Here is a 13,058-nt window from a genome sequence, read left to right as displayed (position 1 = left end):
CGCCGGGTACGGGCACGGCGAGTACGGCGGGCACGGCAGCAGCGGGAACGGGCACGGCAGGCGCCGGCGCGCCGGGCACGGCGGGTGTTGCGGGGGCGGCGGCCGCGCGGGCGGTCGCGGTGGTGTGGGTGTGGACCCCGGTGGTCCCGGCCGGAGCGGCGGCCTGGGGGCCGGGCGCCCCGGCCCTGGCCGCCCTGTTGCTCACGGCACTCACAGCCTGGTGGGCGTCCCGCTACCTGCCGCAGACCCGTCCGGGCACGCCGGACGCGGGCGCGCCGGGTACGGGCACGGCGAGTACGGCGGGCACGGCAGCAGCGGGAACGGGCACGGCAGGCGCCGGCGCGCCGGGCACGGCGGGTGTTGCGGGGGCGGCGGCCGCGCGGGCGGTCGCGGTGGTGTGCGGCTGGGCCGGGCTGTTCACGGCACCGATGGGCCAGGGGCTGCCGGTGGCGGCGGTGCTCGGGGCGCAGCTGGCGGTGACGGCGGCGACCGCCGCGCTGGCCCTGCGGGCGGCGGCCGGCAGCGGGGAGGCGGCAGGCGCAGGCACGGCGGGCACCACGGGCGCGGGCACGGCGGGTGTTGCGGGGGATGTCGGGCGGGTGGCCGCGGCGTGTGCGGCGGTCGGGGCCGTGGATGTGTCTCTCGCGGCGCTGGACGGGCGCTGGGCCACCTTCGCGGTGTTCGGGTTGCTCGGTGCGGGCTGTGCCGTGGTGGCGGCGCGGCGGAGCGCTCCGGCGGACGTGCGGGCGGGCGCGGCGGTACTCGCCCTGTGGTACGCGGCGGCCGTGGTGGCGGCGCTGTGCGCGCTGGCGGGGCTCGCGGTGGCCTGGTGGTCCCTGCCGCTGCTGGCGGTGGCCGCGGCGCCGGCGGTCGCGGGGCCGCGGCTGGGCCGGGTGCGCCCGGCGGCGGAGTCGGCCGCGGCCGCGGTGGGCGTGGTGGCGCTCGCGGTGGCGGTGCGGGAGCCGGCGGTGCTGTCCCTGGCGTGCGCGCTGGCGGCGGTGGGCTGCGCGGGCGTGGCCGTCCGCCCGGAGCGGCGCCGGATGGGCTGGGCGGCGGCGGTGCTGGGCGTCGTGGCGGCATGGCTGCGGCTGTGGGTGTCCGGGGTGACGGTGACGGAGGCGTACACGCTGCCGGTGACGGCGGCGGCCCTGGCGGTGGGCGTGCTGCGCCGCCGCAGGGACCCGCAGGCCTCGTCCTGGACGGCGTACGGGCCCGGCCTGGGGGCGACGCTGCTCCCCGGCCTGGCCGAGGCGTGGCAGGACCCGTACTGGCTGCGGCCGCTGCTGCTGGGCACGGCGGCGCTCGCGGTGACCCTGGTGGGCGCGCACCGCAGGCTCCAGGCCCCGCTGCTGCTGGGCGGCGGCGTCCTGGCCGCGGTGGCCCTGCACGAGCTGGCGCCGTACGTGGTCCAGGTGGTCGGGCTGCTGCCGCGCTGGCTGCCGCCGGCCATGGCGGGGCTGCTGCTCCTCGCGGTGGGGGCGACGTACGAGAAGCGGCTGCGGGACGCGCGCCGGCTCCGGGCGGCGCTGGGCCGCTTCCGGTGAGAAGCGCCGGGAAACGCCGAGGGCCCGGAGACGGTTTCCGTCTCCGGGCCCTCGGTCCGGGTGGGCGATACTGGGTTCGAACCAGTGACCTCTTCGGTGTGAACGAAGCGCTCTCCCACTGAGCTAATCGCCCGGGCGCACCGCAAACATTACCCCATGTGAGCGGCGCTCTTTGACCATCACTGGTCCTTGAGGTCCCAGGGCATCGTCAGGCCGTACTTCCACAGGTAGAAGCCGATCAGCGCACCGGCGATCACGAGCCCGGCCGTGGTGAGGATGATGTTGCGGCGGCGGACCTTCGGATCGAGGGCCTTCTGGGCGGCCTCGGTGACCTTGCGCTTCGTCCAGTGCAGGACGAGGTGCGCCCAGGCGAACTCGGTGGCCCAGATCGCCAGACCTGCGAAGATCGCGACCCACCCGGGCCCGGGCAGGACGAGCATGGCGGCGCCCGCGGCGATCACTGCGAGGCCGACGACGAAGACGCCGACCTGCCAGCTGATGTGCAGCGAGCGGCTGCGCCGGATGAACGCCGGCGCCCTCGACACGTGCGGTGCTGCTCCGGTGGTGGTCGCGGCGCTCTCGGCACCGGCTTCGCTGCTGGCCTGTCCGGCTGCGGACCCTCGGGCCTCGCGCTCACTCCCCGTATCCATGAGTCCGAATCTACCGGAGCCGGAAGCACACGGGTACGGCGGTGTGGATCCGCCGTCCGGGGGACCCAGAGGTCCGCAAAACGGTCAGAGGGGTTTACAACGGCACCGTAGGTGGCATGTCGATTTCGCCGACGTGCGAATCCCCGAGCGCACACTGAGCGAAAGGCCCTGGCGCTTATGAACACCACGGTCAGCTGCGAGCTGCACCTGCGCCTCGTTGTGTCGAGCGAGTCCTCACTGCCTGTTCCCGCGGGCCTGCGGTATGACACGGCCGATCCCTACGCCGTGCACGCCACCTTCCACACCGGCGCCGAGGAGACGGTCGAATGGGTGTTCGCCCGCGACCTCCTCGCGGAGGGCCTCCACCGGCCCACCGGAACCGGGGACGTCCGCGTCTGGCCGTCCCGCAGCCACGGTCAGGGCGTCGTCTGCATCGCCCTGAGCTCACCGGAGGGAGAAGCACTGCTCGAAGCACCCGCCCGGGCGCTCGAGTCATTCCTCAAGCGCACGGACGCCGCGGTTCCACCCGGGACCGAGCACCGGCACTTCGACTTGGACAAGGAGCTCTCGCACATTCTTGCGGAGAGCTGAGCCAGCCCCCGCGGGGAGCGCCCCCGGCAGCGGCCGGGGACCACTGCGCACCGTCCGACTCGGGGCGACGGTGCGGGCTGGGGAAAAACCACATACGGCAGTGCCGGCGCTGTTCTCGCGGAAGCCGCCCGCGAGGGCGGCGCCGGCGCGCTTTCCGCCCCGGCCGTCCGCACAGGGGCGCCTCCCGCCGGCGGCCGGGGGCGGCTAGAGTCGGCCCCCAAGCGGCGGCACCGGCCCGTCGCCGCAGGCCGGCCTCAGGGAGCGAGTTCCGTGCAGATCCCCCACGACACCCGTGGCGCGCTCGACGTCGTCGTCGCGCTGGTGAACACCGCGGCCGAGGCGGACCAGCCCGACGGCCTCGCGGACGTCGGCTCGCTGCGCGAATTCGTCCGCGAGTACAAGATCAGCGACGTGGGCGACCTGGGAGCCCGCGACCTGGCGGGCGTCCGCGCGGTCCGCGGCAAGTTCGCCCAGATCTTCGGGGCGCCGCACACGCGCGCCGCCGCCGGGCTGATCAACGAACTGGTCGCGACCGCCGGCACGACGCCGCAGCTCACCAACCACGACGGCTACGACTGGCACGTCCACTACTTCGCCCCCGGCGCCTCGCTCGGCGACCACCTCGCGGCGGACGGCGGCATGGCGCTGGCCTTCATCGTGGTCTCGGGCGAGCAGGAGCGGCTGCGCCGCTGCGAGGCCCCCGACTGCCGACGGGCCTTCGTGGACCTGTCCCGCAACCGCTCGCGGCGCTACTGCGACAGCCGGACCTGTGGGAACCGGCTGCACGTGGCGGCGTACCGGGCGCGCCGCAAGGAGGCCGACGCCGCGCCGTCAGAGCAGGAAGAGATCGTGCACGGCGGCGAGCAGCAGCAGGGTGCCGATCACCCCTAGGAAGATCATCAGGGGCGGCTGGGAAAGCGCGAAGAGGCAGCCTCGCGGCTCCTCGGCAACGGGGGCGGGAGCCGCGGCCGGCGCGGGAACCGTCGGCTCACCCTGCGATGTCTCGAGCATGTCGGGGCGATGATGACCCAGCACCCCCGGCGGCTGCCCCCAACACGCCTGCGTTCGGGCGGGAGTTCACCCCTTCTCGTCATCCCCTCGGCAAACCGGGGACGGCGGCCCGGAATCCGTGCTTCTGGCTCGGATCCCGTGCTTCCGGCTCAGATTCCGTGCTTCTTCAGGATCGCCTCGATGTCGGAGAAGTCGTCGTCGGGGGCGGGCGCCGGCCGGGCCGCCGGCTTCCCGAGGGAGGGCGCGGACGCGGCGGGCGCGACGGCCTCCGGTGCGGCGCTGCCCCGGGCCGCCCGCGGCGCCTTCCCGGGCTTGCCGGCCTTCCCGGCGGCCCGGCCGGACGGGTCGACCTGTCCGGCCCGGCCCGCCTTGCCGAGGGCGCGGCGCTCGACCGCCCGGGTGGTGGCGAACAGAGCCCAGGCGAGCGCGAGTACGCCGAAGCCCGCCCACACGGTCGGTTTGAAGACGATGTCGGCGGCCCACGCCACCACGCCCGTCAGCACGAGCCCGGCGGGCACCAGCGCGTACGCCGCGAGACGCGCGGCCGTGAGGAAGCGCTTGCGGTAGGCGGTCACCGCGGCGATGCCCAGGCCTGCCGCGGCCAGCGCGGAACATACGGTCTCGGCGAGCATGCGGTCCTCCAGAGCGGCGCCGTCGGGTGGTTCTCCGTTCCCTCCATCCTGCACCGGACGCCGGTGCCGGGGCCATGCGCGGGAGGGGCCTGCGGCGGATCTCCGGGACATATCGGGGTCCGTCTCCTCCTGAGGGGGTGGGCGGCGCCGCCGGGGCGCGGCGGCTGGGAGACTGTGGGCATGACCGATTCCGTGATCCTCGACGTCTGGTGCGAGCTCCAGTGCTCGGACTGCCACAGCGCTCTGGACGACGTACGCGCCCTGCGGGCCCGCTACGGCGACCGGCTGGACATCCGGCTGCGCCACTTCCCGCTGGAGAAGCACAAGCACGCCTTCGCCGCTGCACAGGCCGCCGAGGAGGCCGCCGAGCAGGGGCAGGGCTGGCCGTACGCGGAGGCCGTCCTCGCCCGCACCGCGGAGCTGGCCGAGCGCGGCGAGGCCGTGCTGCTGGAGGTGGCTCGCGAACTCGGCCTCGACTCCGACGAGTTCGACACCGCACTGATCGACGGCCGGCACATCCTGATCGTCGACGCCGATCACGCCGAGGGCAAGGCGATCGGCGTGACGGGCACGCCGACGTACGTCATCGGCGGCGAGCGCCTGGACGGCGGCAAGAGCCAGGAGGGCCTGCGCGCCCGTATCGAGGAGATCGCGGACCGGCTGCTGGCCGCCGGCACCGACTGACCGGGCGGTCTCGTGCTCCGGCCGGAAGGGTTCCACCGCCTCACGGGGTCCGGCACGGCACCTCTCCGCGTCATCGGACCGCGCGCGTACGCCGCGTGCGCGCTGCGGCCCTCGGCCTCGCGATGCACCGCACCGGGTGCCGCGGCCCGTCAGACCCTTCCGGTCGGCACCTAGAGCAGGTCCTTGGCGAAGTGGATGTCGGTCGGCCGGTAGCCGAGGGACTCGTAGAGCCTGAGGGCCGGGGTGTTTCCGGCGAAGACGTGCAGGCCGAGCGTGCGGTGGCCGCCGGCCAGGGCCCTGCGCTCGGCCAGGAGCATCAGGTCCCGCCCGTGCCCACGCCCCCGGTACGGTTCGGCGACCGCCACGTCGTAGACGTAGGCGCCCTGCCGGGTGCGCGAGGGCGCCACCCACAGATGGCCGACCGGGACGCCCGCGGCCTCCAGCGTGCACAGGCTGACCCCCGGGGTGTCCAGTCCCCGGGGCAGGTCTCGGGCATGGTCGGCCTCCGACTTCGCCCGCGCGGCCTCGGGCGGCATGCCGCGGGCGGCCCAGTCGGCGGCGTAGCCCTCCAGCGCCTCGGCGAGCCAGACCTCGTACTCGGCCGGCGTCATCGGGCGGCCCTCCACCCCGCCGGACAGGGCGGGCGGCCCGGCCGGGAGTTCCTTGGCCATGTTGCGGCCGGACTCGGTGTAGCCGAGGGCGGCGGCCAGACGCAGGCCGGCCGGCGAGGCCGTCGGGATCGAGGCGGTGACCCGGCGGCATCCCCAGCCGCGCAGCACCTCCTCCGCGGCGAGCGCGGCGACGGTGGCGCGGCCCCGCCCGCGGTCGGGCGGGTCGACGGCCAGGTCGCGGATCACGCCGACCGACGGGCCGAAGGGGGTGTCGCAGGCGATGAGCAGCGCGCCCACGCGCCTGCTGTTGACCCGGATCTCGTAGGGACGCGACCGGGCGCCGCCGGCGCCCTGCTGGAGCGGCCCGCCGGGCCGCAGGGTGGTGGTCATCCTTCTGGTTCTACCCGCCCCGCGGTCGCGTGCACAACGGATTCCGGGCCGTGCGGCCGCTGCGGGCGGTGCGGTGCGGCTACGGGTCGAGGTCGTCGGCGGAGCGCGCGTCGAAGATCCGCATCGCCTCGGCAGTGACGGGTCCGGGCGCGGCCGGGGCGAGGACGCGGCCGTCGATGCGGCGCACGGCCTGGACGTCGCGCAGGGTGGAGGTCAGGAAGACCTCCTCGGCCCGCTCCAGCACGTCGAAGGGCAGATCGGTCTCCTTGGCGCCGGCCCATTCGACGACGAGGGCACGGGTGATCCCGGCGAGGCAGCCGGAGGACAGGGGCGGGGTGTGCAGTTCCCCGTCCAGGACCACGAACACGTTGGAGCCGGTGCCCTCGCACAGCCGGCCGAGGGTGTTGGCGAACAGGGCCTCGGAGGCGGCGCTCTTGTGGGCGGCGGCGAGCGCGACGACGTTCTCCGCGTAGGAGGTGCTCTTCAGTCCGGCCACGGCCGAGCGCTCGTTGCGGACCCACGGCACGGTGATCACGGACGTGGTGTCCGGCCTGCGGGTGGTCTCGCCGACGGCGACGACGAGGGTGGGCCCGCAGTCGCCGCGGTCGGAGCCGAGGGGCGACAGCCCGCCGGTGTAGGTGATGCGCAGCCGGCCCAGGCGCATGGGATTGGCTCCGAGGACGGCCTCGCAGGCCCGGCGGAGCTCCTCGGGATCCGGGTCGGGCAGGCCGAGGCCGCGGGCGGAGCGGGTCAGCCGCTCCACGTGGCGGGTGAGGGCGAAGACCCGGCCGCCCTCCGCCTTCAGCGTCTCGAACACGCCGTCACCGACGGTCAGCCCGTGGTCGAACACGGACACCCGTGCACTTTCGGCGTCCCGCAGCGCGCCGTCGAGCCAGATCCTCACCGTACGATCCCTCCGCTCAGCCAGGGGTACCAGTCACCGCATGCTGCCCCGACGCTACCCGCAGCAACCGGGCGGCCTTGAGCTCCGTCTCGGCCCATTCCCGGTCCGGGTCGGAGCCCCAGGTGATGCCGGCGCCGGTGCCGAAGAGCAGCTGCGGGCCGCCGGGGGCCTGCCGGTCGATCCAGAAGGTGCGGATCCCGACGGCGAGTTCGGCGGTGCCGCGGTCGGCGTCGACCCAGCCGATGCCGCCGCAGTAGGGGCCGCGCGGGGCGGTCTCCAGGGCCTCGATGATCCGCAGGGCGGAGGACTTGGGCGCGCCGGTGACGGAGCCGGGCGGGAAGGTCGCGGCGAGCAGTTCCGGCCAGCCGGCGCCCTCGGCCAACTCGCCGCTGACGGTGGAGACGAGGTGGACCAGGCCCGGGTGCTCCTCGACGGCGCACAGCTCGGGGACGGTCACGGAGCCGGTGGCGCAGACCCGGCCGAGGTCGTTGCGGACGAGGTCCACGATCATCACGTTCTCGGCGTGGTCCTTGGGCAGCAGGTCGGCGGCGGTGCGGCCGGTGCCCTTGATCGGGCCGGACTCCACGTGGTGCCCGGCCCGGCGCAGGAACAGCTCGGGCGAGGCGGTGGCGATCTCGACGCCGTGCGCCGGGAGGCGAATCGTTCCCGCGTACGGGGCCGGGTTGCCGCGGGCGAGCAGTGCGGTCAGGGCGTCCACGTCGGCGCGGTCCGGCTCGGGCAGCGGCGCGGACATCACGCGGCAGAGGTTCGCCTGGTAGACCTCGCCGGCGGCTATGTGCTCGCGGATGCGGCGGACGCCGGCCGTGTACGCGGCCCGGTCCAGCGAGGAGGACCACCGGTCCGGCGCGGGGCCGCGCCAGGCGCCCGGGACGGGCTCCGGGACGGGCGCGGGGCGTACGTCGCCGAACCGCGCGCAGACCAGGCGCCCCTCGAAGTCTGCGGCGACCGCCCAGAAGCCGGAGGAGTCGAGGGCCGCGGGATCGCTGGTGACGTCGCGGAGATCGGTCGCGAGGAGGCCGCCGAAGCGGGCCAGAGGAAGCAGGTCGTGCACGGCTGCGAGTCTATGACCGGTGGCGCAAACCCGCCGTGGAGGTGACCGGCGGGTGACCGGTGGTGATCGGATGGCAGCACGCTGCGGAAACGCGTTTTTGAGCTGGCCCGGGAATCCGCTAGAGTTCAACACGTCGCCAGGGAGCGAAGGGGAAAAACCCCGGAGCGAACAGGGTGACGGTGCGGACGTAGCTCAGTTGGTAGAGCACCACCTTGCCAAGGTGGATGTCGCGAGTTCGAGTCTCGTCGTCCGCTCTGAGTGGGGGATCTTCCCGAGAGCCCCTGCAACTCCGAGGTGGAGTGGCCGAGAGGCGAGGCAACGGCCTGCAAAGCCGTCTACACGGGTTCAAATCCCGTCTCCACCTCCAAGGACGATTAGCTCAGCGGGAGAGCGCTTCCCTGACACGGAAGAGGTCACTGGTTCAATCCCAGTATCGTCCACCGGATCTCCGGATCCCCCGCGCGATTAGCTCAGCGGGAGAGCGCTTCCCTGACACGGAAGAGGTCACTGGTTCAATCCCAGTATCGCGCACGCAGTATCCTGCAACGCCTGTTTGACCTGCGGCTTTCGAGCCGTGGAGCCCGCGCGATTAGCTCAGCGGGAGAGCGCTTCCCTGACACGGAAGAGGTCACTGGTTCAATCCCAGTATCGCGCACCGACCGGAAGCCCCGGCCGTCTCGACGGCCGGGGCTTCCGCGTTGCCGTCGTCCCGGACCGGGCCTCAGGACGGGGCGGGTGCCGCCACGTCGGGCGGGAGCGCGGCGATCCGGGCGCAGGACTCCACCATCAGCCGTTCCACGTCGTCGAGTCGGCGGCGGTTCTCGGCCGATCTCGCCAGGGCGAGTGCGGCGGTCTGCACCGTCAGGGCGCGGGCCGCGAGGTCCAGGGGCGGCCCGGGGTCGCGGCCGGCCGGCCCGGCGGCCGGCCCGTCGGCGGCACGGTAGGCGTCGAGGAACCGGCCCCAGGCGTCGGCGCTGAGGACGCCGGCCGCGTACCAGGCGGCGGGCCGGGCCAGGTCCCAGGCCGGCGTCCCGATGCCGAGGTCGTCGACGTCGATCAGCCGCCAGCCGCCGTCGGCGGCGCTGCCCCGCACCAGCTGGCCCAGGTGCAGGTCCCCGTGGCACAGGACCCCGCCGGGCGGCGCCGGGGCCGCCCCCCGCACCCAGGCGGGCAGGGTACGGGCAGCCTCCCGGACCACGCCGGGATCCAGGCCCGGCTCGAAGCGGTGGCCGGCACGCTCCGCGGACGCGGCGCGGGCGAGGCGTCCGAGGGCGCGGGAGAGCCTGTCGGGGCCGCGCATCGGTGGAAGCGGGCCCGGGAGCCCGTCGAGCGGCACTTGGTGCAGGGCTGCCAGCAGCCGGGCGGCCGCCTCCCAGGGGGCGGCCTCGGGGCGCTCGGGGTCGACGGGGGCGCCGTACGGCCACAGGGACACCGGGCGGCCCCGCAGCAGGCCCGCCCCGGGGCGCAGCGGGGGCAGCAGGACACCCGCCAGGGCCCGGTCGGCGGCGATCCGCATCCGGACGGCCAGGCCGTCGCAGTCGCTGTCGGCGGCGTGCGCCTTGGCCACGATGCCGCCGCAGCGGACGACGGTCCCTTCCTCCCGGTCGGCGAGGAGCTCGTACCGCGCGGCGGGCTCGCCGGTGGCGTACACGGCCAGCGCGGCGGGCAGCGGCGCCGCGGGGGCGGGCACCGAGCCCTTCCCGAGGCGCCGGGCGGCGTGCTCCTGGTTCATCGCGGCTCCCGGACTGTCGTCACTCGCCCTCTCGGACAGGTTACGAAAAGGCGGCCGGGATGACGCGGGCATGCGCGAGCGAACGCGGAGGTGCAAGAGCCCGCGCAGGCGGGTGTGCGCGAGCGTGCCGCCCGTGCGACTCCCCAGTCGCACGGGCAGCACCCTTCACCTGCCGTCCGCCGTTCCCCCGTCCCCACGGGGTCGGACGGGCCGATGTCCCGGCCCGGGCCGCTCTCCCGGACCCGGGGCGCCGCTCAGCGCCCCAGCATCACGCCCACGGACGACGCCTGTGCCGCCACCTGGTCGAAGCCTCCGAAGAGGAAGAGCAGGAGGGCGGCCAGGGGGAGCACCATGGCCGCGGCCACCAGCGGGTGGCGCGTACCGGACTCGTGGGCGTTGAACGCGAAGGCCTTGCGTCCGTGCCGTGCCGTGTCCGCCATGGTCCTCTCCCCTGTCGTCTGGCTGCGGCGGGCGCGGGACCTCGGGGGACGAGAGCGCCGCCCGCCGCATGTCCTCCACACTAGGCGGGCGGGGGTGGCGGGGCGTCCTGCCCTCGTACCCATTGGAGGGCCTCCAGGAGGATGACGCAGGCACGTCCGGCGTACTCCGCTGGTTGGAGGCCGCGCCCTCGGGATGGGGGATGTCCCGGAGGGGGCGGCACCGGCACAGGACCGGCGGGCGGCACGGGGACGGCCGGGGCATGATCGCGGAAGATGACCGGAGGGTAGTGAATTCGCTCACTTCCGTCACTCCCCGCACACGCGTGTCGGATACGGACCACCCGGACGACCGCCCGGCTCGCGCGCCCCGCGCACGCGGCCGCCGCCCGCCGGGCAGCATCCCTCCCCGGGCGCCCCGCGCCCTCAACCCCCTTGCCGCGCGCGCGGATTGACATCTCGACCGGCTTGTCTTGCCACACCCTTCCACCGGCCTGAGACACCCTCAAGTGGGCGCTGCCGCACTGACAATCGATAGCGGAGGCGAGGGCGCGGCCTCTGAGCGCGCGTGCCGGATCGTCCGTAAGCTGTGCCACGTCAACAGGACGACCGGCAGCGGGGTGGACATGGCGATGATGCGGCTCCGGCGCGAGGACCCGCGAGTCGTCGGCACGTTCAGGCTGCACCGGCGGCTCGGCGCCGGCGGGATGGGCGTGGTCTACCTGGGGTCCGACCGGCGCGGGCAGCGCGTCGCCCTCAAGGTGATCCGGCCCGACCTTGCCGAGGACCAGGAGTTCCGCTCCCGGTTCGCCCGGGAGGTGTCCGCCGCCCGGCGGATCCGCGGCGGGTGCACGGCGCGCCTGGTGGCCGCGGACCTGGAGGCCGAGCGGCCGTGGTTCGCAACCCAGTACGTGCCCGGACCGTCGCTGCACGACAAGGTGGCCGAGGACGGCGCCCTCACCGCCGCCCAGATCGCCGCGATCGGCGCCGCCCTGTCGGAGGGGCTGGTCGCCGTCCACGAGGCCGGGGTCGTGCACCGGGACCTCAAGCCGTCGAACATCCTGCTGTCGCCCAAGGGGCCGCGGATCATCGACTTCGGCATCGCCTGGGCCACCGGCGCCAGCACCCTCACCCACGTCGGCACCGCCGTGGGCTCCCCCGGCTTCCTCGCACCCGAGCAGGTGCGCGGCGCGGCCGTCACCCCGGCCACCGACGTCTTCGCGCTCGGCGCCACCCTCGCGTACGCGGCGACCGCCGACTCGCCCTTCGGGCACGGCAGTTCCGAGGTGATGCTGTACCGCGTGGTGCACGAGGAGCCGCACCTCGTCGGTGTCCCCGACGCCCTCGCGCCGCTCGTACGGGCCTGCCTGGCCAAGGACCCGGAGGACCGGCCCACCACGCTGCAGCTGTCGATGCGGCTGAAGGAGATCGCGGCCCGTGAGGCCCAGGGACTGTCCGACGGGCGTCCGCCGGCGCAGCGGGGGCCGCGGCCCGACCGGCCGACGGGACTGCTGCCGCAGCCGTACCGGGAGGAGCGCCCGGAACGGCGGGAGCGGCGCACGGGCGGCACGCCGGCGCCGCAGGCGGCGGCCAAGGCCGCCGGCCGGGGCGCGGCGGGCGGCAGGGGCGCGGCGGGCGGCCCGTCCTCCCGTCCGTCGTCGCCGCGGCACCCGGGTGGTCCGTCGTCACGGCCGACGGCGGGGCGCACGGGCGGCCGTCCGGCCCCCCGCACGACGGGGGCGGGGCGGCGGTCCTCACGGCCGGACCCGCGACTGATGCGGCAGCGGCTGATCGTGTTCGTCGTGGTGACGCTGATCGTGGCCCTCGGCATCGCCGCCGCCCAGAAGCTCTGAGGCGGCGCGGCGCGGGCGGCGTACGGCGCGGCGGACGGCTGTCGGGCTGCTGCGCCCGTCAGCCCTTGGGACGGGTCGCGTAGAACGCCACCGCGGAGGCCGCTGCCACGTTGAGGGAGTCGATGCCCTCGGCCATCGGGATCCGGACCCATTCGTCGGCGGCGCGCAGCGCGTGCGTCGACAGGCCGTGCCCCTCCGAGCCCAGCATGATCGCGCAGCGTTCGAAGCGCTCCGGCGGCACTTGGTCCAGCGGCGTCGCCTTGGGGCTCGGCGTCATGGCCAGGATGCGGTAGCCCGCCTCCCGGACCTTCTCCAGATCGGCCGGCCAGGAATCGAGGCGGGCGTACGGCACCGAGAACACCGACCCCATGGACACCTTGATGGCGCGCCGGTACAGCGGGTCGGCGCAGTCCGGGGACAGGAGTATCGCGCCGATGCCGAGAGCGGCGGCGCTGCGGAAGGCGGCGCCCAGGTTCGCGTGGTCGACGAACCCCTCGAAGACCGCGATGCGCTGACCGGTCCCCTCCCCCGCCAGCAGCTCGGACGCCTCGGGCAGCGGCTTGCGCTGCATCGAGGCGAGGGCGCCGCGGTGCACGTGGTAGCCGGTGACGCGTTCGGCGAGCTCCGGGCTGACGGCGTAGACGGGGGCGGGGAGTTCGTCGATGACGTCGCGCATGACGTCGACCCACTTGGCGGACAGCAGCATCGAGCGCATCTCGAACCCGGCGTCCTTGGCCCGTCTGATGACCTTCTCGCCCTCGGCGATGAACAGGCCCTCCTCGGGTTCGCGGCGGCGCCGCAACTCCACGTCGGTCAGGCCGGTGTAGTCGCGCAGGCGCGGGTCGTCGGGGTCTTCGACGGTGATGAGATCAGCCACAGGGTGATACTGCCTTGTCCTGGGTGCGGTGCCAACGCCCTGCCGGGCGGCGGGGGTTCAGTGGGTCGGG

14 protein-coding genes and 6 tRNA genes are annotated in these 13,058 nt (G+C 74.9%); 10 read left to right on the top strand and 10 right to left on the bottom strand.

Annotated elements, in window-relative coordinates; translation table 11 throughout:
• Positions 1-1,544: SCO7613 C-terminal domain-containing membrane protein (locus HYE82_RS26310; RefSeq protein ID WP_369009820.1), on the top strand; the 1,544-nt coding region annotated here is incomplete at its 5' end.
• Positions 1,545-1,605: 61 nt separating this feature from the next.
• Here the strand turns inward: HYE82_RS26310 and HYE82_RS26305 are convergent.
• A tRNA-Val gene (locus tag HYE82_RS26305) sits at positions 1,606-1,677 on the bottom strand.
• A gap of 46 nt (positions 1,678-1,723) precedes the next feature.
• Positions 1,724-2,194, bottom strand: a complete 471-nt coding sequence (locus tag HYE82_RS26300; protein WP_179176639.1) for a TIGR02611 family protein — start codon at positions 2,192-2,194, stop codon at positions 1,724-1,726.
• Positions 2,195-2,371: 177 nt separating this feature from the next.
• Between HYE82_RS26300 and HYE82_RS26295 the strand changes: the two genes are divergently transcribed.
• Together HYE82_RS26295 and HYE82_RS26290 are read left to right on the top strand one after the other, a co-directional pair.
• Complete coding sequence (locus tag HYE82_RS26295) at positions 2,372-2,785, top strand: SsgA family sporulation/cell division regulator (RefSeq protein ID WP_030011909.1); 414 nt, start codon at positions 2,372-2,374, stop codon at positions 2,783-2,785.
• Between the two features lie 270 nt (positions 2,786-3,055).
• Positions 3,056-3,676: a CGNR zinc finger domain-containing protein gene (locus HYE82_RS26290; RefSeq protein WP_179176638.1), complete on the top strand. Its 621-nt coding sequence runs from the start codon at positions 3,056-3,058 to the stop codon at positions 3,674-3,676.
• Here HYE82_RS26290 and HYE82_RS38445 read toward each other — a convergent pair.
• Positions 3,617-3,796: a hypothetical protein gene (locus HYE82_RS38445; RefSeq protein ID WP_256987697.1), complete on the bottom strand. Its 180-nt coding sequence runs from the start codon at positions 3,794-3,796 to the stop codon at positions 3,617-3,619. The genes HYE82_RS26290 and HYE82_RS38445 overlap by 60 nt on opposite strands.
• Positions 3,797-3,945: 149 nt before the next feature.
• Entirely contained in the window at positions 3,946-4,428 is a 483-nt protein-coding gene (locus HYE82_RS26285; RefSeq protein WP_179176637.1) for a hypothetical protein, read from the bottom strand.
• A gap of 180 nt (positions 4,429-4,608) precedes the next feature.
• On the opposite strand from HYE82_RS26285, the gene HYE82_RS26280 reads away from it, so the two are divergent.
• Positions 4,609-5,112, top strand: coding sequence for a DsbA family protein (locus HYE82_RS26280; protein ID WP_179176636.1), 504 nt, complete (start codon positions 4,609-4,611; stop codon positions 5,110-5,112).
• Positions 5,113-5,282: 170 nt separating this feature from the next.
• Here the strand turns inward: HYE82_RS26280 and HYE82_RS26275 are convergent, their stop codons facing one another.
• The 3 genes from HYE82_RS26275 to HYE82_RS26265 form a co-directional block, all read right to left on the bottom strand.
• Positions 5,283-6,113 carry a GNAT family N-acetyltransferase gene (locus HYE82_RS26275; RefSeq protein WP_179176635.1) on the bottom strand — a complete coding sequence of 277 codons (831 nt, stop codon included), beginning with the start codon at positions 6,111-6,113 and terminating at the stop codon, positions 5,283-5,285.
• A gap of 79 nt (positions 6,114-6,192) precedes the next feature.
• Positions 6,193-7,017: an aminotransferase class IV gene (locus HYE82_RS26270; protein ID WP_179176634.1), complete on the bottom strand. Its 825-nt coding sequence runs from the start codon at positions 7,015-7,017 to the stop codon at positions 6,193-6,195.
• Between the two features lie 16 nt (positions 7,018-7,033).
• Positions 7,034-8,089 carry a chorismate-binding protein gene (locus tag HYE82_RS26265; protein ID WP_179176633.1) on the bottom strand — a complete coding sequence of 352 codons (1,056 nt, stop codon included), beginning with the start codon at positions 8,087-8,089 and terminating at the stop codon, positions 7,034-7,036.
• A 181-nt stretch (positions 8,090-8,270) separates the two neighbouring features.
• Here HYE82_RS26265 and HYE82_RS26260 point away from each other — a divergent pair.
• The 5 genes from HYE82_RS26260 (at position 8,271) to HYE82_RS26240 (ending at position 8,744) form a co-directional block, all read left to right on the top strand.
• Positions 8,271-8,343, top strand: a tRNA-Gly gene (locus HYE82_RS26260).
• 39 nt (positions 8,344-8,382) lie between these two features.
• Positions 8,383-8,456, top strand: a tRNA-Cys gene (locus tag HYE82_RS26255).
• A 1-nt stretch (position 8,457) separates the two neighbouring features.
• Positions 8,458-8,529, top strand: a tRNA-Val gene (locus HYE82_RS26250).
• 19 nt (positions 8,530-8,548) lie between these two features.
• Positions 8,549-8,620 (top strand) — tRNA-Val (locus HYE82_RS26245).
• Positions 8,621-8,672: 52 nt separating this feature from the next.
• A tRNA-Val gene (locus HYE82_RS26240) sits at positions 8,673-8,744 on the top strand.
• Positions 8,745-8,810: 66 nt separating this feature from the next.
• On the opposite strand, the gene HYE82_RS26235 is transcribed toward HYE82_RS26240, so the two are convergent.
• On the bottom strand, positions 8,811-9,821 hold the full coding sequence (locus HYE82_RS26235; protein ID WP_179176632.1) for a phosphotransferase family protein: 1,011 nt from the start codon (positions 9,819-9,821) through the stop codon (positions 8,811-8,813).
• 254 nt (positions 9,822-10,075) lie between these two features.
• Entirely contained in the window at positions 10,076-10,261 is a 186-nt protein-coding gene (locus tag HYE82_RS26230; protein WP_179176631.1) for a hypothetical protein, read from the bottom strand.
• Between the two features lie 623 nt (positions 10,262-10,884).
• On the opposite strand from HYE82_RS26230, the gene HYE82_RS26225 reads away from it, so the two are divergent.
• Positions 10,885-12,111, top strand: coding sequence for a serine/threonine-protein kinase (locus HYE82_RS26225; protein ID WP_179176630.1), 1,227 nt, complete (start codon positions 10,885-10,887; stop codon positions 12,109-12,111).
• 58 nt (positions 12,112-12,169) lie between these two features.
• Here HYE82_RS26225 and HYE82_RS26220 read toward each other — a convergent pair whose 3' ends face one another.
• Positions 12,170-12,988 (bottom strand): RNA methyltransferase, encoded by an 819-nt coding sequence (locus HYE82_RS26220; protein ID WP_179176629.1) that lies wholly within the window; start codon positions 12,986-12,988, stop codon positions 12,170-12,172.
• Between the last annotated feature and the right edge of the window lie 70 nt (positions 12,989-13,058).

This window comes from Streptomyces sp. BR123, from assembly GCF_013401435.1.
Taxonomy (GTDB): Bacteria; Actinomycetota; Actinomycetes; order Streptomycetales; family Streptomycetaceae; genus Streptomyces.
Note: the sequence above shows the minus strand (reverse complement) of the source record. Positions and strands in the feature narration are given on the sequence as shown.